At 70.4% G+C, this 22,766-nt stretch carries 19 protein-coding genes and 1 pseudogene; 9 read left to right on the top strand and 11 right to left on the bottom strand.

Annotated features, from left to right (window positions below; genetic code table 11):
* The first annotated feature begins 7 nt into the window (after nt 1-7).
* The 3 genes from AB0M43_RS33870 to AB0M43_RS33880 all read left to right on the top strand — a co-directional run bounded on the left by AB0M43_RS33870 (nt 8) and on the right by AB0M43_RS33880 (nt 4,308).
* Nucleotides 8-619 (top strand): hypothetical protein, encoded by a 612-nt coding sequence (locus AB0M43_RS33870; protein ID WP_363730481.1) that lies wholly within the window; start codon nt 8-10, stop codon nt 617-619.
* Between the two features lie 159 nt (nt 620-778).
* Nucleotides 779-2,470: an ABC transporter ATP-binding protein gene (locus AB0M43_RS33875; RefSeq protein WP_363730483.1), complete on the top strand. Its 1,692-nt coding sequence runs from the start codon at nt 779-781 to the stop codon at nt 2,468-2,470.
* Nucleotides 2,467-4,308 (top strand): ABC transporter ATP-binding protein, encoded by a 1,842-nt coding sequence (locus AB0M43_RS33880; RefSeq protein ID WP_363730485.1) that lies wholly within the window; start codon nt 2,467-2,469, stop codon nt 4,306-4,308. Before AB0M43_RS33875 ends, AB0M43_RS33880 begins: the two co-directional genes overlap by 4 nt.
* A 69-nt stretch (nt 4,309-4,377) precedes the next feature.
* Here the strand turns inward: AB0M43_RS33880 and AB0M43_RS33885 are convergent, their stop codons facing one another.
* Nucleotides 4,378-5,163, bottom strand: coding sequence for a hypothetical protein (locus AB0M43_RS33885; protein WP_363730487.1), 786 nt, complete (start codon nt 5,161-5,163; stop codon nt 4,378-4,380).
* A 38-nt stretch (nt 5,164-5,201) separates the two neighbouring features.
* Here AB0M43_RS33885 and AB0M43_RS33890 point away from each other — a divergent pair, with 38 nt between their 5' ends.
* The gene (locus AB0M43_RS33890) at nt 5,202-6,353 is read left to right on the top strand and encodes a DNA recombination protein RmuC (protein WP_363730490.1); all 1,152 of its coding nucleotides are present in this window, start codon (nt 5,202-5,204) and stop codon (nt 6,351-6,353) included.
* A gap of 142 nt (nt 6,354-6,495) precedes the next feature.
* On the opposite strand, the gene AB0M43_RS33895 is transcribed toward AB0M43_RS33890, so the two are convergent.
* Nucleotides 6,496-8,019, bottom strand: coding sequence for an ABC-F family ATP-binding cassette domain-containing protein (locus tag AB0M43_RS33895; protein ID WP_363730492.1), 1,524 nt, complete (start codon nt 8,017-8,019; stop codon nt 6,496-6,498).
* 527 nt (nt 8,020-8,546) lie between these two features.
* Between AB0M43_RS33895 and AB0M43_RS33900 the strand changes: the two genes are divergently transcribed.
* Nucleotides 8,547-9,488 (top strand): helix-turn-helix transcriptional regulator, encoded by a 942-nt coding sequence (locus AB0M43_RS33900; RefSeq protein ID WP_363730495.1) that lies wholly within the window; start codon nt 8,547-8,549, stop codon nt 9,486-9,488.
* Nucleotides 9,485-9,991: a hypothetical protein gene (locus AB0M43_RS33905; RefSeq protein WP_363730498.1), complete on the top strand. Its 507-nt coding sequence runs from the start codon at nt 9,485-9,487 to the stop codon at nt 9,989-9,991. The genes AB0M43_RS33900 and AB0M43_RS33905 overlap by 4 nt, the downstream gene beginning before the upstream one ends.
* Here the strand turns inward: AB0M43_RS33905 and AB0M43_RS33910 are convergent.
* The gene (locus tag AB0M43_RS33910) at nt 9,988-10,995 is read right to left on the bottom strand and encodes a 4-hydroxy-3-methylbut-2-enyl diphosphate reductase (protein ID WP_363730500.1); all 1,008 of its coding nucleotides are present in this window, start codon (nt 10,993-10,995) and stop codon (nt 9,988-9,990) included. The two genes, AB0M43_RS33905 and AB0M43_RS33910, sit on opposite strands and share 4 nt — an antisense overlap.
* Nucleotides 10,996-11,031: 36 nt before the next feature.
* Here AB0M43_RS33910 and xseA point away from each other — a divergent pair, with 36 nt between their 5' ends.
* Nucleotides 11,032-12,243, top strand: coding sequence for an exodeoxyribonuclease VII large subunit (gene xseA / locus AB0M43_RS33915; RefSeq protein WP_363730501.1), 1,212 nt, complete (start codon nt 11,032-11,034; stop codon nt 12,241-12,243).
* Entirely contained in the window at nt 12,240-12,434 is a 195-nt protein-coding gene (locus AB0M43_RS33920) for an exodeoxyribonuclease VII small subunit (RefSeq protein ID WP_363730503.1), read from the top strand. The genes xseA and AB0M43_RS33920 overlap by 4 nt, the downstream gene beginning before the upstream one ends.
* Nucleotides 12,435-12,438: 4 nt before the next feature.
* Here the strand turns inward: AB0M43_RS33920 and AB0M43_RS33925 are convergent, their stop codons facing one another.
* The gene (locus tag AB0M43_RS33925; protein ID WP_363730505.1) at nt 12,439-12,984 is read right to left on the bottom strand and encodes a DUF4245 domain-containing protein; all 546 of its coding nucleotides are present in this window, start codon (nt 12,982-12,984) and stop codon (nt 12,439-12,441) included.
* A 143-nt stretch (nt 12,985-13,127) separates the two neighbouring features.
* On the opposite strand from AB0M43_RS33925, the gene glpX reads away from it, so the two are divergent.
* Complete coding sequence (gene glpX / locus AB0M43_RS33930; RefSeq protein WP_363730508.1) at nt 13,128-14,135, top strand: class II fructose-bisphosphatase; 1,008 nt, start codon at nt 13,128-13,130, stop codon at nt 14,133-14,135.
* 247 nt (nt 14,136-14,382) lie between these two features.
* Here the strand turns inward: glpX and AB0M43_RS33935 are convergent.
* From AB0M43_RS33935 to AB0M43_RS33965, 7 genes and pseudogenes are all read right to left on the bottom strand, one after another.
* Nucleotides 14,383-14,829: pseudogene (locus AB0M43_RS33935) on the bottom strand (maleylpyruvate isomerase N-terminal domain-containing protein); the annotation flags it as partial.
* Nucleotides 14,830-14,886: 57 nt separating this feature from the next.
* Nucleotides 14,887-15,672 carry a serine protease gene (locus AB0M43_RS33940; RefSeq protein ID WP_363730510.1) on the bottom strand — a complete coding sequence of 262 codons (786 nt, stop codon included), beginning with the start codon at nt 15,670-15,672 and terminating at the stop codon, nt 14,887-14,889.
* A 221-nt stretch (nt 15,673-15,893) separates the two neighbouring features.
* Entirely contained in the window at nt 15,894-16,562 is a 669-nt protein-coding gene (locus AB0M43_RS33945; protein ID WP_363730512.1) for a lytic transglycosylase domain-containing protein, read from the bottom strand.
* A gap of 125 nt (nt 16,563-16,687) precedes the next feature.
* Nucleotides 16,688-17,983 (bottom strand): PhoH family protein, encoded by a 1,296-nt coding sequence (locus tag AB0M43_RS33950; protein WP_363730515.1) that lies wholly within the window; start codon nt 17,981-17,983, stop codon nt 16,688-16,690.
* 121 nt (nt 17,984-18,104) lie between these two features.
* The gene (locus AB0M43_RS33955; RefSeq protein ID WP_363730518.1) at nt 18,105-18,875 is read right to left on the bottom strand and encodes an isoprenyl transferase; all 771 of its coding nucleotides are present in this window, start codon (nt 18,873-18,875) and stop codon (nt 18,105-18,107) included.
* A gap of 247 nt (nt 18,876-19,122) precedes the next feature.
* Nucleotides 19,123-20,475: a bacillolysin gene (locus AB0M43_RS33960; RefSeq protein ID WP_363730603.1), complete on the bottom strand. Its 1,353-nt coding sequence runs from the start codon at nt 20,473-20,475 to the stop codon at nt 19,123-19,125.
* 228 nt (nt 20,476-20,703) lie between these two features.
* Nucleotides 20,704-22,536, bottom strand: a complete 1,833-nt coding sequence (locus AB0M43_RS33965; RefSeq protein WP_363730521.1) for a phosphoenolpyruvate carboxykinase (GTP) — start codon at nt 22,534-22,536, stop codon at nt 20,704-20,706.
* Between the last annotated feature and the right edge of the window lie 230 nt (nt 22,537-22,766).

Consider the following 22,766-nt stretch of genomic DNA (forward strand, 5'->3'; position numbering starts at 1 on the left):
AAGTGTCGTGTCCAGAAGCAGAGTGGCCGCGCTCACACTCGCGGCGTTGATCCTCGCCAGTGCGGTCGTCGTCACCGCGTTGCCGAGGGCGCGTGGCGTGACCCGACTGTTCCCGGTGACGTTCGCGGCCGGGGGTGTCGACCAGCGCAGGGTCGCCGAGTCGGACGGGCGGGACTGCCCCGAGATCGTGGGGTACACGCCCGGGGCCCCGGTCTCCGAACAGGTCCAGGTGGTGCTGAAGGAGTCGGGCTGCCGGCAGGCGCTCCGCGCGGCGTTCACCCGGGGCGGCGACGGCATCGTCGTCACCCTGGCCGCCGTCCGGCTCGGCGATCCGGCCGCCGCCCAGGCGCTGGCCGAGCGGCTCACCCCGCTGCGGCCGGCGTTGAAGGGGCTGGCACTGGGGCCGAGGCGGCTCGGGCCGGACGCGGACAAGTACAAGATCCAGTATTCGGCGGACGGGGACAACGTCGTCGTACCGCCACAGGCCGTGGGCGCGTGGCTGGTCCTGACCACGGCGACGTACGGCGACGGGCGCGACGACGGGGTGTCCACCGGGCCGCTGCGGGCCGCCAGTGACGCCATCACCTCCTACTTCACCCTTGCCATCAACCAGAGTTGAGGTTCCACACTCGGGGGCGTGAAAAAGGGTCAGCAGAGCACACCCGCTCGGGACTATGGTCGGCCTGTGCCGACTGATGACGTTACTCCCAGGAAACCAGTCCGCTCCTTACACAGTCTCTGGCGTCTCCGGCAGTATGTCGGGCCGTACATCCCGATCATGTCGCTCATGGTGTTCGCCGCGGTGGTCGCCGTCGGGATCAGCATCATGGTCCCGTTGCTGGTCCGGAAGGTGGTCGACGGCCCGATCCGGCACGGCGACTCCGAGGGCCTGCTCTGGCTGGGGCTGCTGGCCCTGGTCTTCGGCCTGGTGGAGTCCGCGCTGATCCTGATCCGCCGGTGGACCCAGTCCGGCGTGACCCTGCGGATCGAGGCCGCGATCCGCTCGGACCTCTACCGGCACCTGCAACGGCTGCCGGTCTCCTTCCACGACCAGTGGCAGTCGGGACAGCTGTTGTCCCGGGCGACCAGCGATCTGGGGATCATCCGGCGGTTCCTCGGCTTCGGGATCATCTTCCTCGTGGTCAACACCGTCACGTTCGCGACCGTGGCCGTGCTGCTCCTCCAGTTGTACTGGCCGCTGGGCATCGTCGTCGCCCTGTCCGCGATCCCGCTGTTCCTGACCAGCAAGCGCTTCAGCCGGACCTACATCACGATGTCCCGCAAGGTCCAGGACCAGGGCGGCGACCTGGCCACCCTCGTCGAGGAGTCGGCGGTCGGCATCCGGGCGATCAAGTCCTTCGGCCGACACAAGTTCATGGCCGACCGGTTCGACAAGGCCTCCGGCACGCTGCGGGACACGGCCATCGACCGGGCCAGGATGCTGTCGCGGTTCTCGCCCACCTTCGACTCGGTGTCCGGGGTGACGCTGGGCGTGGTCCTCGTCGCCGGGGTGTACGCGGTCTCCGCCGGCCAGATCACGATCGGCGCCCTGGTCGCGTTCGTGTCCCTGCAGCTCATGCTGGTGTGGCCGATCGAGACGATGGGCTGGATCATCGCGAACGGCCAGGAGGCGATGACCGCCGCCGACCGGCTCTACGACGTGTTCGACACGGAGGCGACCGTGGTGGACCGCCCCGACGCCCGCGAGACCGACCCCGCCGAGGTCACCGGCCACCTGCGCTTCGAGGACGTCCGCTTCGGGTACCCGGGCAGCGAGCAGCAGGTGCTGCGCGGCGTGGACCTCGACGTCCGGCCCGGCGAGACGGTGGCCCTGGTCGGGCTGACCGGCTCGGGCAAGACGACCCTGGTCTCCCTGGTCGCCCGGCTGTACGACGTGTCCGCCGGGCGGATCACCCTCGACGGCACGGACATCCGGGACCTGACGCTGGACTCGCTGCGCCGGTCGGTGTCGATGGCGTTCGAGGAGCCGACCCTGTTCTCGATGAGCGTCCGGGAGAACGTGACCCTGGGCGTGCCCGACGCCAGCGACGAGGACGTGGCCGAGGCGCTCCGGGTCGCGCAGGCCGAGTTCGTGTACGACCTGCCCTGGGGCCTGGCGACCCGGGTCGGCGAGCAGGGCCTGTCCCTGTCGGGCGGCCAGCGCCAACGGCTCGCCCTGGCCCGCGCCGTCCTCGGCCGGCCCCGGGTGCTCGTGCTCGACGACCCGCTGTCGGCCCTGGACGTGCACACCGAGGCCCTGGTCGAGGACGCGCTCCGCCAGGTGCTCACCGGCACGACGGCGCTCCTGGTCGTGCACCGGCCGTCGACCGTGGCCCTCGCGGACCGGGTCGCGCTGCTCGCCGAGGGCCGGATCGTCGCCGTCGGCACCCACTCGGAGCTGCTGGCGACGCTCCCGGAGTACCGGGCCGTGCTGGCCTCCACCGCGGACGAGACGGAGAGTGTGCGATGACGGTCGATGTCACCCAGTGGCGCGGGGTCGCCGCCGAGGAGGACGCGGAACGCACCGCCGCCGAGAGCACCGACCGCGAGTCGGTCCGCAAACTCCGCGCCCGGAGCAAGGTGCTGCTGCGCTCGCTGATCCGCCCGCACCGCAGGATGATCGGGTTCGCGGTCGTGCTGCTGCTCGTGCAGAACTTCGCGGGCATGGCCGGGCCGTACCTGGTGAAGGTCGGGATCGACAACGGCATCCCGCCGCTGGTCCGGGGCGAGGGACCCCGGGCGGTGATCATGGTCGGGGTGGCGTTCGCGGTCGCCGTGGTCCTGGAGTACGCGACGAAGCGCGGCTTCCTGTTCCTGTCCGGCAAGATCGGCCAGTCGATCGTGTTCGACCTGCGCCGCAGGGTGTACAAGCACTTCCAGCGGCTGTCGGTCGGCTTCCACGAGAAGTACACGTCGGGTCGGGTCATCGCCCGGTCCACCAGCGACGTCGACTCGATCTCCGAGCTGGTGTCCGGCGGCATCGACGACCTGGTGCTCGCGGTGCTGTCCGTGGTCAGCGTCGCCGGCATCCTGATCTGGATGGACTGGCCGCTGGCCCTGGCCACGCTCGGTTCGTTCCCGTTCCTGGTGCTGCTGTCCGCGTGGTTCCAGCGCCAGTCCGTGAAGGCGTACCGGCGGACCCGGGAGAAGATCGCCCTGGTCATCGTCCACTTCGTGGAGTCGATGGGCGGGATCCGCGCGGTGCAGGCGTTCCGGCGCGAACCCCGTAACCAGCAGATCTTCGACGTGGTGAACGAGGAGTACCGGGAGACCAGCCAGAAGGCGTTCCGGCTGATCGCGATCTACTCGCCCGGCATCCAGCTGATCGGCAACGTGACCACGGCCGTGGTGCTCACCTACGGCGGCTACCGGGTGCTGCACGGCCAGGCCGACGTCGGGGTGCTCGCCGCGTTCCTGCTCTACCTGCGCAGGTTCTTCCAGCCGATGCAGGAACTGGCCCAGTTCTACAACTCGCTCCAGTCGGCGACGGCGGCCCTGGAGAAGCTCTCCGGGGTCCTCGACGAGAAGGCCGGCGTCCCCGACCCCGCCGAGCCGACGGCGCTGCCCGAGGCGCACGGCGCGCTGCGGTTCTCGAAGGTCGAGTTCTCCTACCGCCCCGACCGCCCGGTGCTGCACCGCCTCGAACTGGACATCCCGGCCGGCCAGACCGTGGCCGTGGTGGGCGCGACCGGGGCCGGCAAGACCACGATCGCCAAGCTGGTGTCCCGGTTCTACGACCCGACCGGCGGCACGCTCACCCTCGACGGCGTGGACATGCGCCAGCTCGGCACGGAGGACCTGCGCCGGGCGGTGGTGATGGTGACCCAGGAGAACTTCCTGTTCACCGGGTCGATCGCCGACAACATCGCCTTCGGCAAACCGGACGCGACCCGGGCGGAGATCGAGGCGGCGGCCGCGGCGATCGGCGCGGACGCGTTCATCCGGAACATGCCCGACGGGTACGACACCCAGATCCGCAAGCGGGGTGGCCGGCTGTCGGCGGGGCAGCGGCAGCTCGTCGCGTTCGCGCGCGCGTTCCTCGCCGACCCGGCGGTGCTGATCCTCGACGAGGCGACGAGTTCGCTGGACATCCCCAGCGAGCGGGCCGTCCAGCGGGCACTGCGCACCATCCTCGCGGACCGCACGGCGATCGTGATCGCGCACCGGCTGTCGACGGTGGAGATCGCCGACCGGGTACTGGTGCTGGAGGCGGGGCGGATCGTGGAGGACGGGTCGCCGGCGGAGCTGATCTCCGACGGTGGCCGGTACGCGACGCTGCACACCCAGTGGGCGGATTCCCTGGTGTAGGGGTCACGTACGGCGCGAGGCCAGGAGAGTTGTCTCTCCTGGCCTCGCGCCATCTGGTCCCAGGCGGGGCTAGAAGTCCCCGCCGCCGCCGAAGTCGCCCCCGCCGCCCCAGTCGCCGCCACCGCCCCAGTCGCCACCGCCGCCGGAGTCCGACCACGTGCCGACGTCCTGGCCGCCGCCCGCGTCGGAGAAGCTGCCCTGGTCCTGGCCGGCGTCGAGCCCGTCCTGGTAGCCGTCCCCGTAGGCGCTGTAGCCCGGGTCCGCGAACGCCGGGCTGAACAGCGCGTCCATGATCAGGATGGTGCCGAGGGTGCCCGCACCGGCCACGAGGGCGGTCTTCCACCACGGGGTCGAGTACCACCCGCCGGGGGCGGGGCGGCCGTTGACCATGCCGCCCGGGTAGTAGTAGGGGGTCTGCTGGCCGTACTGCGGGCCGGCGCGCAGCTTCTCGCCCGCGACGTCGACCTCGCGCTCCTTGGTGATCACGCCGGTGCGCCGCTGGCTGGAGAGCTGCGGCAGCTCGGGGCCGGGGTCGTAGCCCAGGCCGATCCGGGCCGCGCGCACGTACATCAGGCCCTCCAGCGCGGTGTCCCCGGCCAGCTCGTACTGGCGGACCGAGTCGGCCCGGGACAGCTGGCTGCCGGACGCGTTGTAGCGCTCGTTGGCGTCGAGCAGGGCCTGACGGGTCGGGTCGTCCGTACCGCTCAGGTTCATGACCTGGCCGCCCAGCCGCTCATACCAGCGCTGGGCCTCCTCGCGGGCATCCGCGAGCTGCTGTTTCTTCCGCTTCCCGAAGATCCACACGAAGCCCCCCACGATCACCGCGAGCAACACCACCGCAATAAGAAGTCCCACTCCTCGAAGGTACCCGAGACATGGTGCATCCTCGGTGAATGGAGATTGTGCTGCTTCTGCTGGGTCTCGCCATCGGTGTCGCGTTGGGCTGGTTCGCCGCGCGGGCCCGGGCCGCCGCCGAGACCGGCCGGCTCGCCGCCGCCCGGGACGGCGAGGGCCGGCTCGAACAGTCGCTGCGGTCCCTGACGGCCGACGCGGCGCGCGCCCAGCGGGAGAGCTTCGCCCACATCGTGGACCCGCTGCGGGAGAGCCTGGCGCGGTACGAGCAGCGGGTCGCCGAGCTCGAACACGACCGCCTCGACGCGTACGCGCAGCTGCGCACCCAGGTGGGCCACATGGCCATCGTGTCCGACCAGCTGCGCACCGAGACCAGCCAGCTGGTGGCCGCGCTCCGGGCGCCGCAGGTCCGGGGCCGGTGGGGCGAGCACCAGCTGCGCCGGATCGTGGAGGCGGCCGGGCTGCTGGAGCACTGCGACTTCTCCGAGCAGGTGACGACGGGCTCCGGTCAGCGGCCCGACATGGTGGTCCGGCTCGCCGGCGACAAGCAGGTGGTCGTGGACGCGAAGGTCCCGTTCAGCGGGTACCTGTCCGCGATGGAGTCCCGCGACGACGCCGAACGCGCCGGGCACCTGTCCCAGCACGCCCGCCAGCTCCGCGCGCACGTGGATTCCCTGGCCGCGAAGGAGTACTGGTCGGCGTTCGACAACTCGCCCGAGTTCGTGGTGCTGTTCGTGCCCGCCGACGCGTTCCTGGACGCCGCGTTGCAGCACGACCCGGTGCTGCTGGAGCACGCGTTCGCCCGCAACATCGTGCTGGCCACCCCCGCGACGCTGGTGGCGCTCCTGCGCACGATCGCGTACGCCTGGCGGCAGGAGGCGCTCGCCGCGAACGCGATGCACGTGCACCGGGTCGCCAAGGAGCTCTACAGCCGGCTGGCCACGATGGGCAGCCACCTGGGGAAGCTGGGGGCGTCGCTGGGCGGGGCGGTGACGGCGTACAACAAGGCGGTCGGTTCGTTGGAGTCCCGGGTGCTGGTCAGCGCGCGGAAGCTGGCCGACCTCGGGGTCTCCGGCGATGTGCTGGAGACCCCGGGGCAGGTGGAGTCGACGCCGCGCCAGTTGCAGTCGCCGGAGCTGGTGGCCAGCGAGAGCGAGCACCTGATCCCGCTGGAGCGGCGCGCGGAACGCTGAGCCACCGGGCGGGCCCGCCGCCGGGCGGGTGCCTGCCGCCGGGCGGGTGCCCGTCGCCGGCTCAGGTCGTGGCGACCGCCCGGCGCGGGTCACGGCAGCCTGACGGGGCTGCCGGCCCGCTCCGACGCCCGGGGCGCGCCGGTCACACCAGAACCGCCCGCCCCGCCCCCAGCTCCAGCCGCCGGTTCACCCCGACGGCCTCGGCGAAGTACGCGTCGTGCGTGACCAGCACCAACGTCCCCTCGAACGCCCGCAGCGCCTCCTCGACCACGTCCAGCATGTCGAAGTCGAGGTAGTTCGTCGGCTCGTCGAGCAGCAGCACCCGCCCCGGCGTGTTCACCATGACGGCCAACAACAGCCGGCGCAGCTCCCCCGCCGACAGGGTCCGCAGCGCCGCCCCCCACTCGTCCGGCCCGAACAGGTACCCGGTGAGTAGCTCCTCCGCCTCGTCCACGTACACCGGCACGTGCGCCCGGAAGTAGTCGAGCACGGTCACGTCGGTCCGCAGCTCGTCGTGCACCTGCGGCAGCAGCATGGCCCCGTCGGACTCCAACTGCCGGAGCAGCGTGGTCTTGCCCGCCCCGTTCGGGCCGGTGACCAGGAGCCGGTCGCCGGGTTCCAGCACGAGGTCCAGGCCCTCGAACAGGCCCGGGGCCCCGAGGTCCCGGGCGCGCAGCTCGGGACGCTCCGACGCGGGGAAGGCCAGGGTCAGCGCCGGCCGGGTCGACGGCTCGGCGATCCACCGGGCCGACGTGAGCTGCCGGGTCAGGCGGCGCTGCCGGACGACGGCCTTGCGGGCCACCATCCGGGCGATCCGCCGCTTGTGCGGGGCCCTGGGGTTGGCGATCTCGTTGGCGAGGGACTTCTCCTTCATCTTCGCGATCTCCTCCTCCAGCTTGACCCGGTACTTCTCCTGCGCCTCGTAGTCGAGCAGCAGCCGCTGCCAGCGCCGGGCCTTCTCGGCGCGGTAGGCGGTGTAGCCGCCCTCGTACACCTGGAGTTCCTCGTGGATGCCGTCGAGCTCGTAGACCCGGTTGGCGAACGCGTCGAGGAACGCCCGGTCGTGGCTGATCACGAGCACCCCGCCGCCGAACCCCGCGAGGAACTCCCCCAGCCACGCCGCGCCGGCCGCGTCGAGATGGTTCGTCGGCTCGTCGAGGACCAGCAGGTCGGGCTCCCCGAGCAGCACGCCGGCCAGCATCAGCCGGGCCTGCTCCCCGCCGCTGACCCGCCCGAGCGGCCGGTCGTCGGGCAGGTGGTCGATGCCGAGCCGCTGGCGGACGTCGGTCAGCCGGGCCTCGAAGCCCCAGCCGTCCAGCGCCTCCCAGCGTTCCAGGGCCTCGCCGTAGCCGGCCATGTCCTGGGCCCGCGCGTGCCGGTCGAGTTCCGCCGCCAGCTCGCCGAGGTCGCCGCGCAGAAAGGCACCGACCTGCACCCCCGCATCGGGTACCTGCTGGGCGAAGTAGCCGAGCCGCAGCCCCGGCGAGTACTCCACGTGACCGGTCGTCGGCCGTTCCGCCCCGGTCAGGAGCCGGAGCAGTGTGGACTTCCCCGCGCCGTTCGGGCCGACGACACCGACCCGGTCGCCCCGGCCGAGGGTCAGGTTCAGATCGGCGAACAGGGGCTCACCGTCGAAGGACTTGCTGAGAGAGATGGCTTTTAACAAGGGGAACCTCCGCGCACCGGTACCAGAAAGGGACAGACGGCATGGATGCGCCAGAGGCTGAGAAAAGAGACCTCTAATCCGACAACGGGGCGAGCACCAACGGCTCAGCGCATCCGGCGGATTACAGGATCAACGGGCCACTCCGATCGGTCGACAACAGGACCCACGGCAACAGTGCCCGGTACCCGCCGGATCGGCAAGTGATTTTCGGGCTGCGGGCCCCGACGCGCTCGGCGTTGCAGAATCCTGCAATCTCGGCCGACAAATCGGACCGCCCCCTGACCTGGGAGCTCCCGGCTGGTGTGCTGTTCCCCGGAAGGCAGCCCGTCGCCAAGTTGTAACGGGGGGCGACGGGCAGCCAACCGAAAGGACGTTGCCTATGTGGCGGGCCGCCGGCAAGATTCAACCCCATGGGGGATCTGAATCGGCTGGTCACGCCACGGACCGCAGTGCCACCACTCACCCGGTGGGGCGTTTCGCCCACCGCAGACCTGGTGTTTCGCACCCTGACCGAATGTGGACCGAGCGTGATCGGAGTACTCAGCAGATCTCTGGGCCTGCCGGCCAGGAAGGTCCGGACCGCCCTCGACGAACTGAACTCCGTCGGCGCGGCCCGCCCCGAGCAGGCGGCAACGCCCACCGGCCCGGTACGGATCTGGCGCGGCCGCCAGCCCGACGCGGTGGTGACGTCATTGCACGAGCGCCAGGTGGAGGCCGTCCGGGCCAGGCACCTGCTCCGGCAGCGGCTGTGTGGGCTCGACCTGGCCAGCATCACCCACCACGCCGACCTGGACGCGAACGACGCGGTCCGACCGTTGAGCGGCGTTCTCCGGGTCCGGGCCCGGATCGCCGAACTCGCCCCCACCGTGCGCACGGAGCAGATGACCCTCAATCCGGAGCCGGTGATCTCGGCGGCCGCGATCAAGGCCGGCGCGCACGTGGGCAAGGCCATCGCCGAGCGGGGCGTGAAGCTCCTGTCGATCGGGGTCCCGGCCGGGGTGGGCGACGCGTCGCGGCCCCATGCCGACGTGATGACGGCACTCGGCAGAAAGTACCGCGAACTTCCGCAGCTACCCACCCGGATCATCATCATGGATCGCCGCACCGCGATCCTTCCCTTCGACCCAGCCCACCAGAACAAGGGCGCGTTCGAGGTGACCGCGCCCGCAGTCGTGGACCAGCTGGTCGGGCTCTTCCTCCAGTACTGGAGCAGGGCTCAGGCTCCGGAGCGACCCTTGACAGCGGACCTACCCCTCACGACCCGCGAACGGGCCATCGTCGCGCTGCTGGCCAGCGGCATGACCGACGCGGCCACGGCGGCCGAACTCGGCCTCAGCGTGCGGACCATCGCCTACACGCTGAGCGACCTGATGAGCCGGTACGGCGTACAGAACAGATTCCAGCTCGGTCTCGTGTTGGGCGCGCAGGGTGCCCAGCCGAGGGTCATTCAGGAGGAACAGCAGCAGTGAAAGCGCAACTACGGACCCTGGGAGCGGTCGCCTCCGGCCTGCTACTCGCGATGAGCCTGACGACCCCGGCGCACGCGGTGACCGACCACCCGGTCACCAACTCCCCCCGATGGCTCGAGTGCCCGGCAGGTACGACCTCGACAGGGTCGCTGACCACGTACTGGTCCGGCACCGCCACACCGTGCGTCACACCCCGGCCGAACGAGGTCTTCGCCCTCGTGGGCTACAACCCGCAGTACGCCTACGGTCAGCCGTTCGCCTTCACCCCGAGCGGCGCCTTCGCCACCGGGTTCACCCCCAAACCCGGCACCACGGCTGTGTGTCTCGTCGTGCAGGGAAACATCAGGCTCGACTGCGTGGACTACAACACAGGCGCGCACATCAGCGTGAATGACCCGCGCGTGCAAGGGGGCGGGGGCGTCGAGGGCATCGACTTCCCGCCGGACCCCGACTGCGTCGACTGCTTCGGGGACTCGGGCGGCGACGACAACGCGAACGACTAACGGCCCGCGGCCTTCATGTCCCGCTTGAGCTCCTGCGGCAACGAGAACGTCAGGTGCTCCTCGGCGGTGTCGAACTCGGTGACATCCGCGAACCCACGGTCGGCCAGGAACTTCAGCACGTCCATGACCAGTTCGTCGGGCACGGACGCGCCGGAGGTCAGGCCGACCGTGGTCGCGCCCTCCAGCCATTCCTCGCGGATCTCGTGCGCGTAGTCGACCAGGTGGCCGGCGCGGGCGCCCGCGTCCACGGCGACCTCGACGAGCCGGACGGAGTTCGACGAGTTGGTCGAGCCGACGACGATCACGACGTCGCACTCGGGGGCCAGTTCCTTGACGGCGAGTTGGCGGTTCTGGGTGGCGTAGCAGATGTCGTCCGACGGCGGGGAGACGAGCAGCGGCAGCTTGGTGCGCAGCTTGGCCACGGTCGCCATGGTCTCGTCCACCGACAGGGTGGTCTGGGACAGCCAGACGACGCGGGCCGGGTCGCGGACCTCGACGGCGTCGACCCCGGACGGGCCGTCGACCAGCTGGATGCTGGCGGGGGCCTCGCCCATGGTGCCGATGACCTCTTCGTGGCCCTCGTGGCCGATGAGCACGATGTCGTACCCCTCGGAGGCGAAGCGCTTGGCCTCGTTGTGCACCTTGGTCACGAGGGGGCAGGTGGCGTCGATGGCGCGGAGGTTGCGCTGCCGGGCCTCCTCGTAGACGACGGGGGCCACGCCGTGGGCGGAGAAGATGACCGTCGCGCCCTCGGGGACCTCCTCGTTCTCCTCGACGAAGATGGCACCCTGGTCCTGCAAGGTCTGCACGACATGTCGGTTGTGTACGATTTCCTTGCGCACGTAGATCGGCGCCCCGTACAGAGCGAGGGCCTCCTTGACGGTCTCCACGGCACGGTCCACCCCGGCGCAGTAACCACGGGGCTTGGCGAGCAGGACACGCTTCACAGGATCGGACACCTCCCCATCGTAGGCTTGCTCCATGACCGGACGCAGCGAGGGCATCGACGGCCGCCCTGCCATCGAGCGTAACGAGACCGCGTGACCACGCCCAGGAGCAGCCCGGAGGAACCCTGGCCGGTCCGGGTGGTCAGCAGCAAGGTCGCGGAGTGGATCGCCCGGTTGGGTGCGGTGTGGGTGGATGGCGAGGTGGCCCAGCTCTCCCGCCGCCCGGGTCAGGGGATGGCGTTCCTCACCCTGCGCGACCCGTCCGCCGACATCAGCCTCCAGGTGACCGTGCGCCGGGCCGTTCTCGACGCGTGTGACCCACCTCTCACCGAGGGCGCGCGGGTGATCGTGCACGCGAAGCCCAACTTCTACGCCGCCCGGGGCACGTTCTCCCTCGCGGCCGACGAGATGCGCCAGGTCGGCCTGGGCGAGCTGCTGGCCCGGCTGGAGAAGCTGAAGAAGCTGCTGGCGGCCGAGGGCCTGTTCGACCGGGCCCGCAAGCGGCGGCTGCCGTTCCTGCCGAACCGGGTCGGCCTGATCACCGGGCGGGCCAGCGCGGCGGAGCGCGACGTGCACATGGTCGCCGAGCGGCGCTGGCCGGCCGTGGAGTTCACCACGATCAACACTCCGGTGCAGGGCGGCAGCGCCGTGCCGGCGATCATCGCGGCGCTCAAGACCCTGGACGACGACCCGACCGTGGACGTGATCATCCTGGCCCGGGGCGGCGGCAGCGTCGAGGACCTGTTGCCGTTCTCCGACGAGGCGCTGTGCCGGGCGGTGTTCGCGTGCCGTACCCCCGTGATCTCCGCGATCGGCCACGAGCCGGACACCCCGCTGGTGGACTTCGTGGCCGACGTGCGCGCGGCGACCCCGACCGACGCGGCGAAGCGGGTGGTCCCGGACCTCACCGAGGAGCTGCGCGGCCTGGCCATCGCCCGGACCCGGCTGGACCGGGGCATCGGCACCATGCTCGAACGCGAGCAGCACCGGATCACGGCGCTGCGGTCCCGGCCGGTCCTGGCCCGGCCCGAGGTGATCGTGGACGCCCGGCAGTCCGACGTCGACGGGCTGCGGACCCGGGCCGCCCGGGTGCTGGCGCACCGGATCGAGGGCGCGCGCAACGAGCTGGGCCACACCCTGGCCCGGCTGCGGGCGTTGTCCCCGGCGGCGACCCTGCAGCGGGGGTACGCGATCGTCCAGCGCGCCGACGGCCACGTCGTGCGCGCACCCGACGAGGTGGGGGCCGGCGACCGGCTCCGGATCAGACTCAACGAAGGCGAACTGGCCGCGAAGGTGGAGAAATGACAGCGAAGCCCAGCTACGAGGAGGCCCGGGCCGAGCTCGCCCAGGTCGTGGAGCAGTTGGAGGCCGGCGGGGCGAGCCTGGAGGAGTCACTCGCCCTGTGGGAGCGGGGCGAGAAGTTGGCGACGGTGTGCCAGGAGTGGCTGGACGGCGCGCGGGAGCGGCTGGACGCGGCCCGGCGCGCCACGGACTGACCGGCTACTTCAGCGAGGTAGCGAACTCGACGAGTACCGCGTCCGCGGCCTGGCCGGCGAACACGATCGTCCGGCCGGTCTCGGCGAGCACGAGCGCGCGCACGCCCTTCGTGCCCGTGTACAGGCTCCACGTCCGCCCGTTGATCTCCGCCGTGCCCTGGACCGTCGCGCCCCCGACGGCACCGTCGAGGACACCCGCCACCGGCGCGCCCGACTCGGTGAGCTGGAGGAACTCCCCGTCCGGCCCGGCGTACCCGATCCGGAGCACCAGGTGTCCGTCCTGCTGGGCGACCTTGGCGGTGGACACGTGCCAGCCGGCCGGCACCGCCGAGGGCGCCCACACCTGGTACGCGGCGCGCGCCCGGGCGTCGGCCACCACCGGGTCGGGATCGACGGTCGTCGGGGACTCCCCGCCCAGGAGCCGCCAGATCCCCAGCATCAGGACGATCGGGATGAGCAGGGCCAGCATGGAGTACGCCAGGTCCTTGGCGCCGCGCGTCTTGCGGGCCTCCTTGGCCGGCGCGGCCGACTCGCCACTGAAGATGCTCACGCCAACATCCTCCCCGATGACCCATGTCACGGCCCGACCAGGGCAACATGAAAAGATTCAGGCTGCATCGCTCGGCCGCTCCACCGCCCCGGCGTACCCGCCTGGTGGTGTCGCGGCTGCACCCGTCGACGAGGAGGACACCGATGTCCGGAGCCCGCCGTACCGAGGAGCTTGACCGCAACCTCGCCCTGGACCTGGTCCGCGTGACCGAGGCCGCCGCCATGGCCGCCGGCCGTTGGGTAGGACGAGGCGACAAGGAGGGCGGCGACGGAGCCGCCGTGGACGCGATGCGGCTGCTGATCAACTCGGTGCCGATGCGCGGGATCGTGGTGATCGGCGAGGGCGAGAAGGACAACGCCCCGATGCTGTTCAACGGGGAGCACGTGGGCGACGGGACCGGCGCAGAGGTCGATGTCGCCGTGGACCCGGTCGACGGCACCACCCTGATGGCGAAGGGCATGCCCAACTCCATCGCGGTCCTGGCCGTCACCGAGCGGGGCGCGATGTTCGACCCGTCGGCCGTCTTCTACATGGACAAGATCGCGGTGGGCCCGGACGCGGCCGACGTCATCGACATCACCGCGCCCGTCGCGGAGAACCTGCGCCGGATCGCCAAGGCGAAGAAGGGCAGCCTGTCGGACGTCACGGTGTGCATCCTCGACCGCCCCCGGCACGAGAAGCTCGTCGAGGAGGTCCGCGCGACCGGCGCCCGGATCCGGTTCATCTCCGACGGTGACGTGGCCGGTGCGATCAGCGCCGCGCGGGAGGGCAGCGAGGTCGACGTGCTGCTCGGCATCGGCGGCACCCCGGAGGGCATCATCGCGGCCGTCGCGCTCAAGTGCCTCGGCGGCGCGATGCAGGGCATGCTGTGGCCCCGCGACGACGACGAGCGCCAGAAGGCCATCGACGCCGGCCACGACCTGGACCGGGTCCTGACCCTCGACGACCTGGTCAGCGGCGACAACATGTTCTTCTGCGCGACCGGGGTGACGACGGGCGACCTACTCAAGGGCGTGCGCTACAAGGCCGGCGGGGCGTACACCCAGTCGATCGTGATGCGCTCGAAGTCGGGCACGACCCGCGTGATCGACTCCTACCACCGCCTGGAGAAGCTCCGCTCCTACTCCCTGGTCGACTTCGACGGCTCCTAGTGGGTGGGAGCCCGCTGAGAGCGGCGATGCGCGCGTTGTCGGCACGTCCGCATACAACACCGGTATGCGGACGCACCTCCGCCTTCGCCTCCCCACTCTCAGCGGGCCAAGGCGTTAGATCAAGAACACGGATCAAGAGCTTCATATGGCTACGAGTGGGGCTGTGACCTGCTTCTGAAGGCTGGAGCCCAGCAGGTCACCCCACCGTCACCTCCGCCGCGAAGCTGAGCGCCACCGGCCCGGGTCCTCAGTAGGCCGACACCGAGGCCGGGGCGCGTTCCGTCCGGGACAGCGCCCGCAGCACCGCCACCGGCCCGTTCCGCACGGTCGAGTACCGCAGCAGGCGGCGCAGCACCGTCTCCGTGACCTCCGCCGGGAACTCCGGGGTGGGCAGGCCGAGGCTGTGCGCCAGGTCGTCGGTGTGCACGACGATCTCGATCAGCCGGCTGGTCAGCAGGTCTTCCAGGGTGAGCGCGTGGTTCCCGAACAGGTCGACCCAGCGCTGCGGGTCCTCGGCGGGCAACACCGCGGCGAGACTGTCGAGCGCACCGGCCACTGAGGACGCGAGCACATCCGGGCCGTCGGCCGCGAGTTCCTCCGCGCAGGCCCGGATCGCCTGGTGCACGGCCGAGTCCAGCCCCTCGTCGCCCTTGCCCCGCGCGCCCTGGAGGTGCCACTGGTCGAGGGTCATCCGGGGCGTGGCGTCGTCGCGGGACGGCTCCGGGAGCCGGGGCCGTCCCGGGAGAGTGCGCTACAGGGCGGATGCCGCCCGCTGGATGGCCGTGCTGAACCGGGAGACCTGGGTGTAGACGCCGGGGAAGCCGGCCCGGGCGCACCCCTCGCCCCAGCTCACGATCCCGACCTGCCGCCACTGACCGGCCGCGTCCCGGCGCACCATCGGCCCGCCCGAGTCGCCCTGGCACGAGTCGACCCCGCCGGTGTCCATCCGTCCGGCGCAGATCATGTCGTTGGCGACGAAGCCGTAGCCCGCTTTCCGGTACGCGTCCCCGCACACCGGGTCGGACACGAACGGCACCTGGACCTTGCGCAGCGTGGCCGTCCCCGAGCCGCCCTCCCGGGTGGACCCCCAGCCGACCACGGTGAACGTCCCGGAGTCCGTACCGGTGTCGGTCGCGATCGGCAGGGTCGGCCCGTCGAGCGGGCGGGCGAGCCGGACCAGGGCCCAGTCGTTGCCCCGGGTCACGTCGGCGAACCCGTCGGCGCGCCGGACGTAGGTGGAGCGGACCCGCTGGGTCGGGTGGTACCGGTCCACGCCCGTGGTGACCTCGATGGAGGAGTCGGGGCCGCTCCGTCCGACGCAGTGCGCGGCGGTGAGGACCACGGACGGGCTGTAGAGCGCGCCACCGCAGCCGACGGACAGGTGCACGGTCCACGGGAACTCGCCCGCGCGTGCCGTGGTACCCCCCACGATCTCGGGGTCGTCGGCGGACTTGTCGGGGTTCGCGGCAGCCGGGCTGACCGGCAGCGCGAGGCTGGTGGCGAGGACTACCAGGAGCAGGTACCAGCGACGCCGCATGAGAAGCCTCCCTTGCCAGACAATCAGGACAAGGGAAAGTCTATGAACATATTTCGCCCAATGCGGCATTCTAGGAAAGTCGAGTCCCCGACATGCCGAAAGCTCCCCCGACCGGGGAGCTGCGGGCGGTGCTTCGCGGACAAAGCCTCAGCCTGGGAAAACTCTCCGGAACGACGAAGTGCCCGCTCGAATGTCCGAGCGGGCACGACGTGTGGACGGTGCTAGTACCAGCCGGTCGCCTTCGAATGCGACCACGCGCCGCACGGGTTGCCGTACCGGCCCTTGATGTAGCCGAGGCCCCAGCGGATCTGGGTTTCCGCGCTGGTCTGCCAGTCGGCACCGGCCGAGGCCATCTTGCTGCCGGGCAGGGCCTGCGGGATGCCGTACGCGCCGGAGGAGCTGTTCTTCGCGGCCGTGTTCCAGCCGCTCTCCTTCTTCCACAGGCTGGCCAGGCACGGCATCTGGTCGAGCCCGAAGCCGGCGGCCAGCAGCAGGGCGCACCCGGCGGCCTGGTTGCCGGTGTACTCCGAGCACGAGGCCGGGATCGGACCGTCGTACGGCTTGGGCACGCCCGGGGTGGGGGTCGCCGTGGCCTTGGCGGCCTGCGCGTCGGCGTTCTTGGCGGCGTCGGCGATGGCCTTGCCCGCCGCGTCGGCCTTGCCCTTCGCCTCGGTCTCGGCCGCCGCCTTGCGGACGGCGTCGCGGCTGGCCCGGTCGATCTCGCCGGTGCGCTGCCGGTCGTCCTGCAGTTGGGACGTGGCCGCGACGAGGGTGTCGTTGGCCGTCCGCTTGCTCTCCCGTTCACGGTTGGCGAGGCTCATGTAGCCGCCGCCGATGAGGGCGAGAACGAGGACGAGGCTCGCGAGGATTCGGATCGCTCCGCGTTGCACGCGCGAACTTCCTTCCATCGGGGACACACTTGTCAGTGGCTCACTCTGACGCACGCCGGCCGCGGACACCAGTCCGCGGCCGGGTAAATGTGCTCCAGCTCACACTACTTTGAGTTACTCATCTATCACCCGGGCAGGTCCTCCAGCAGGTCAGTGACCACCTCGGCGATCTGCGAGCGCTCGGACCGCGTGAGCGTGACGTGCGCGAACAGCGGATGTCCCTTGAGGGCCTCGATCACGGCGGTGACGCCGTCGTGCCGGCCGACCCGGAGGTTGTCACGCTGAGCCACATCGTGGGTGAGCACGACCTTCGATCCCGTGCCGATCCGCGACAGGACGGTCAGCAGCACGTTGCGCTCCAGGGACTGCGCCTCGTCCACGATCACGAACGCGTCGTGCAGCGAACGGCCCCGGATGTGGGTCAGCGGCAGCACCTCGAGCATGCCCCGCGACATCACCTCGTCGAGCACGTTCTCGTGGCACACGGAGCCGAGGGTGTCGAAGACGGCCTGCGCCCACGGCGACATCTTCTCCGACTCGGAACCGGGGAGATAGCCCAGTTCCTGGCCACCCACCGCGTACAGCGGGCGGAAGACGATCACCTTCTTGTGGCGGTGCCGCTCCAGGGTCTGCTCCAGGCCGGCGCAGAGGGCGAGAGCCGACTTACCGGTACCGGCGCGGCCGCCGAGGGACACGATGCCCACCGACTCGTCCAGCAGCAGGTCGAGCGCGACCCGCTGTTCGGCGGACCGGCCGTGCAGGCCGAAGACCTCACGGTCGCCCCGCACCAGGCGCACCGACTTGTCCGGCTGGACCCGGCCGAGCGCGGAACCACGCGGTGAGTGCAGGACCAGCCCCGTGTGGCAGGGCAGGCCCTGGGCCTCCGGTATGTCGACACTCTCGCCGCCGTACAGCTGCTTGACGTCCTCCTCGGAGACGGTCAGGTCGGACATGCCCGTCCATGTTGGATCAGAGGCCTGCCCGTGCCTGTACTCGTCCGCCGGCAGACCGACCGCAGCCGCCTTCACCCGCAGCGGCATGTCCTTCGTGACCAGCACGACGTCCTTCTTCTCCGCGAGCAGGCTGAGTGCCACCGCGAGGATCCGGACGTCGTTGCTGTCTGCCCTCAACCCCGGCGGCAGCACCGTGGGATCGGAGTGGTTCAGCTCGACGACCAGCGTGCCACCGACGTCGTTGACCGAGAGGGGCTGGTCAAGCCGCGCATGCTGGATGCGCAGGTCGTCGAGGAACCGCAGGGACTGTCGGGCGAACCAGCCGAGCTCCGGGTGGTGCCGCTTGGCCTCCAGCTCGGAAATCACCACGAGCGGGATGACGACCTCATGCTCGGCGAAGCGCAGGAACGCCGCCGGGTCAGAGAGCAGAACCGAAGTGTCAAGGACGAAAGTGCGTCGTGTGCTCACTCAGGCCTCCTGGATGACCCGGGCGCACCCCGGAGTCACATTATCGACGGTAGCCCCGAAAGTCCCCGACAGCTAGTCACGACGCGGTCAGGATTGAGTCATTCGCCGGCAGAATTGCAGGTCAGCCGCCAAAACGTCGCTGTCGGTCCGCGTAGGACCGCAGGGCCCGCAAAAAGTCCACATGCCGGAAGTCGGGCCAGTTGGCCTCGTGGAAATAGAACTCGGAATAGGCGGACTGCCAGAGAAGAAATCCCGACATGCGCTGTTCACCGCTCGTACGGATGACGAGGTCGGGGTCGGGTTGGCCCTTGGTGTACATGTGCTCGGAGATGTGGTCGACGTCCAGCAGCTCGGCGAGCTCCTCGATCGTCGTGCCGGCCTCGGCGTGCTGCTGGAGGAGCGCGCGCACGGCGTCGGCGATCTCCTGGCGCCCGCCGTACCCCACGGCGAGGTTGACCTGCGCGCCCGTGTCCCGGCCGACGGTGCGTTCCTCGGCGGCCTTGAGCGCCTGGGCGAGCTGGGCGGGGAGGATGTCGCGGTTGCCGACGACGCGCAGCCGCCACGGGTTGCCCTCGTCGGCGAGGTCGGTGGCCAGGTCCTCGATGATCCGGACCAGCGGGTCGAGCTCGACGGCCGGCCGGTTGAGGTTGTCCGTGGACAGCAGGAACAGGGTGACGACCTCGATGCCGGCCTCGTCGCACCAACGGATCAGATTCTCGATCTTGGCGGCGCCCACCCGATGGCCGTCGTTCGGGTCGACGTAGCCCATTTCCCGGGCCCACCGCCGGTTGCCGTCGACCATGACCCCGACATGGCGGGGGTGCGGCTTATTGGCGAGTTTACCGACCAATAGCCGCTCATAGAAGGAATAGACCAGACTCCGTACACCCACGCCCGCAGCCTAAACCCGGAGGACCGGCCCGGGGTAGTCCGGGCCGGAACCTCCACGGTTTCTCCGCTTTCCCGGCGGGCGACCGCGCGTTTCGCTACTGCGGTCGACTCGGCCGACCGACGCGGACCACTCGCCCGAACGGCGCGGGCCCAACGTCCGAACAGTGCGGACCGGGCGGTCCGAACAGTGCGGACCGGGCGCCCGAACGGTGCGCGGCCCGCGTCCGAACGACGCGGGCCGCGCACCACTAGGCCAGTCCGCGCGCCTGGAACGCGGCCTTCACCGAGTTCGCCGCCGCCGTCCCGTACAGGGCCTGGGCCGCCGCGATCGTCCTGGTAGCCGCCGCCGGCATGGTGGTGGTCGGCGAGATGGTGAAGTGTGCCTCCAGGATCACCCGGTCGGCGGCCGTGCGGCCGAGGGCGGTGTTGATGTCCATCAGCGCCCGGGACCAGATCTCGCCGTCGTCGTGCACCTCGCCGGCGAGGTCGGCCGGGTACACCTTGGTGCCGTCGGTGCGGCGCAGGCAGTGCGGGGCGGTCGAGGTGTAGGAGACCGCGTCCCAGTCGGCGATGCACGCCCACGGGCTGACCGCCGTGTTCGGGCTGACCGGCTGGCCCATGGTGTAGGCCCAGTAGTCGCCGAAGCCCTCGCCGATCGCGCCGCCGTCGTCGCTGGAGCCGAAGTTGGGCACCTGCGCGTCCTGGATCGCGTGGCCGTACTCGTGCCAGATCACCTCGGCGTCCTCGGCGTCGTCCACGCCGCCGGTGCCGAACGTGATCTTGTCCTTGGCCGGGTCGTAGAAGGAGTTGTCCGCCGTCAGTCCGGTGGTCTGGTAGTCCTGCGACTCGTTGTTGACGTTCGCGAACCCGAGACTCTGGATGTACTCCTGCGCCGAGGTGATGTGGAAGTAGCCCTGGACCTGGGCGAACCCGGCCTGGGTACGGTCGAAGGCGTAGCTGCCCGAGGAGGACGCCACCGGCTTCTTGCTCACGTTGTTGGCGTACCCGCCGACGAGCTTGTTCTTCGCGTAGAGCCCGGTGAGCGTGACTGTCTTGTAGGTGAACGCGGAGTTCGCGCTGTTGTCCTTCAGGTTCGAGTTCTGCTGGCTGACGACCGGGTTGGGCAGGAACACCTTGCCGGTACCCGTCTCGTGCTTGACCAGGTTCGTCGTGGACAGCACCGCGCCGCTCTCCGCGTCGACCAGGGTGCTGACCGACCCGCCGTCGGGCTCGGTGTGCACCTGCCAGGCCAGCTTGGCGCTGTCGCCGGGCAGCACCACCAGCCGGGAGCGGTAGGCGCCCCCACCGGTCCGCTGGGCCGCCGAGGCGTCCGCCTTGTCCGCGGTCACCTTCGCGCCCCGCAGGCCGCGGGCGAGGCCCCCGACGGCCTTGCGCCCGTCGTCCACGGTGACCGCGCCGCTCGCCCGGTCGGCGTGCCGACCGAGGAAGCCGCCGAGGACCGGGTGGCCGTCGAAGGTCTGCTCGTACCAGTAGTGCGTGCCGAGCAGGGACTCCTGCACCGAGACGAGCCGAAGCCCCTCGGCCGCGGGCTCGGACTGCGCGGGAGTGGCGGCGAAGACGGCGACGAGCGCCGCACTCACCCCCAACGTGCACAAGCGACGGACTGGGATGGCGAAGGACTTCAACGGGCACCTCCGGCTGAATGAGATATGGCCGGAAGGCTAGTCGTCGGTGACCGGCCGGGGGAAGAGATTCTGTCTCGTGAATGCTTAAGGGCAGGAAAATTCTCGCGTGCGGGCACCCCCGGACCGCAAAAAAGTGGGGACCCCCGGCCCGGGGTCCCCACTGTCCTACTCGCCTGTGGTCGGTTACTCGACGCCGAGGCGGGCCTTCAGCGTGTCGAGCTCGGCCCCCAGCACCGCCGGGAGCTTGTCGCCGAACTTGTCGAACCACTCCTGGATCTGCGGGATCTCGGCCTTCCACTCCTCGACGTCCACCTTCAGGACGGCCTCGAGGTCGGCGGCGGAGAGGTCCAGGCCGGACACGTCGAGCGAGTCCGGGGTCGGCACGAAGCCGATCGGGGTCTCGATCGCCTCGGCCTTGCCCTCCAGGCGCTCCACGACCCACTTGAGAACCCGGGAGTTCTCGCCGAATCCGGGCCACAGGAACTGGCCCTCGTCGCCGCGGCGGAACCAGTTCACGTAGAAGATCTCGGGGAGCTTCGACGCGTCGCCGTCGCTGCCCTTGCCCATCTCGATCCAGTGCCGGAAGTAGTCACCGGCGTTGTAGCCGATGAACGGCAGCATCGCCATCGGGTCGCGCCGGACAACGCCGACCTGGCCGACGGCCGCTGCGGTGGTCTCGCTCGACAGGGTGGCGCCCTGGAACACGCCGTGCGCCCAGTCGCGGGACTGGCTGACCAGCGGGATCGTCGTCTTGCGCCGGCCGCCGAACAGGATCGCGTCGATCGGCACGCCGTTCGGGTTGTCGAACTCCGGCGACAGGATCGGGCACTGCTCGATCGGGGTGCAGAACCGCGAGTTCGGGTGGCTGGACACGCCCTCGGAGTCCGGGGTCCAGTCCTTGCCGTGCCAGTCGGTGAGGTGCGCCGGCGGCTCGCCCATGCCCTCCCACCAGATGTCCCCGTCGTCGGTGAGCGCGACGTTGGTGAACAGCGAGTTGCCCTTGGCGATCGTCTTCATCGCGTTCGGGTTGGTGGTGTGGTCGGTGCCGGGGGCCACGCCGAACAGGCCGAACTCCGGGTTCACGGCGTACAGCCGGCCGTCCTCGCCGAACCGCATCCAGGCGATGTCGTCGCCCAGGGTCTCGACCTTCCAGCCCGGGATCGTCGGCTCCAGCATCGCCAGGTTGGTCTTGCCGCAGGCGCTCGGGAACGCGCCGGTCACGTGGTAGACCTTGCCCTCCGGCGAGGTCAGCTTGAGGATCAGCATGTGCTCGGCGAGCCAGCCCTCGTCGCGGCCCATGACGGAGCCGATCCGGAGCGAGAAGCACTTCTTGCCGAGCAGGGAGTTGCCGCCGTACCCGGAGCCGTAGCTCCAGATGAGGCGCTCCTCCGGGAAGTGGGTGATGTACTTCGTCGTGCTGCACGGCCACGCCACGTCGGCCTGGCCGGGCGCCAGCGGGGCGCCGACGGAGTGCAGGGCCGGCACGAAGACCGCGTCGTCGCCCATCGCCTCGAGGACGTGCGCGCCCATCCGGGTCATGATCCGCATGCTGCACACGACGTAGGCGGAGTCGGTGATCTCGACGCCGAACATCGGGTTCTCCGCGGTCAGCGGGCCCATGCAGAACGGGATGACGTAGAGGGTGCGGCCGGTCATGCAGCCCCGGTACAGGTCGGTCATGAGCGACTTCATGTCCGACGGCGCCATCCAGTTGTTGGTGGGGCCGGCGTCGGCCTCGTCCACCGAACAGATGTAGGTGCGCTCCTCGACCCGCGCGACGTCGGTCGGGTCGGTCCGGGTCCAGAAGGAGTTCGGCTTGATCTCCGGGTTGAGGCGGACCATGGTGCCCGCCTCGACGAGCTGGCCGGTCAGCCGCTCCCACTCCTCGTCGGAGCCGTCGACCCAGACGACCCGGTCGGGGGTGGTGAGCTCGGCGACCTCGCGCACCCACGCAAGGAGCTTCGGGTGCTGCGTGGGGGCTGCGTCGAGCCCCGGAATGGTGGCCGGAGCGCTCATCTGCAAATCTCCTCGTAGACGACAAAGCAGGCGCAAGCCCACTGGGTGGCATGAGCCTAAACCGACTGCTCACAGCGGTCATCCCGAACGCTTGTGAACAACTGCACAAGCCCCCGGAAGGTGCGGCATCCCTGCAGTTTCCTGCGTTGTCATGTCCGATTTGCGTCAAGTTTGCGCAGCGGCTGGAGTTTTCACGGCCAAAATTGGCCTACGCCGCCGATTCTTTCTCA

It is taken from the genome of Longispora sp. NPDC051575 (assembly GCF_040681875.1).
Classification (GTDB): domain Bacteria; phylum Actinomycetota; class Actinomycetes; order Mycobacteriales; family Micromonosporaceae; genus Longispora.

What these genes read in the sequence shown, in the direction of transcription:
- AB0M43_RS33875 (WP_363730483.1), top strand. Translation starts at nt 779, where the DNA reads ATGTCGCTCATGGTGTTCGCCGCGGTGGTCGCCGTCGGGATCAGCATC.
- AB0M43_RS33965 (WP_363730521.1), bottom strand. Translation starts at nt 22,536, where the DNA reads ATGAGCGCTCCGGCCACCATTCCGGGGCTCGACGCAGCCCCCACGCAG.
- glpX (WP_363730508.1), top strand. Translation starts at nt 13,128, where the DNA reads ATGTCCGGAGCCCGCCGTACCGAGGAGCTTGACCGCAACCTCGCCCTG.
- AB0M43_RS33910 (WP_363730500.1), bottom strand. Translation starts at nt 10,995, where the DNA reads ATGCCCTCGCTGCGTCCGGTCATGGAGCAAGCCTACGATGGGGAGGTG.
- AB0M43_RS33880 (WP_363730485.1), top strand. Translation starts at nt 2,467, where the DNA reads ATGACGGTCGATGTCACCCAGTGGCGCGGGGTCGCCGCCGAGGAGGAC.
- AB0M43_RS33940 (WP_363730510.1), bottom strand. Translation starts at nt 15,672, where the DNA reads ATGCGGCGTCGCTGGTACCTGCTCCTGGTAGTCCTCGCCACCAGCCTC.
- AB0M43_RS33890 (WP_363730490.1), top strand. Translation starts at nt 5,202, where the DNA reads ATGGAGATTGTGCTGCTTCTGCTGGGTCTCGCCATCGGTGTCGCGTTG.
- AB0M43_RS33920 (WP_363730503.1), top strand. Translation starts at nt 12,240, where the DNA reads ATGACAGCGAAGCCCAGCTACGAGGAGGCCCGGGCCGAGCTCGCCCAG.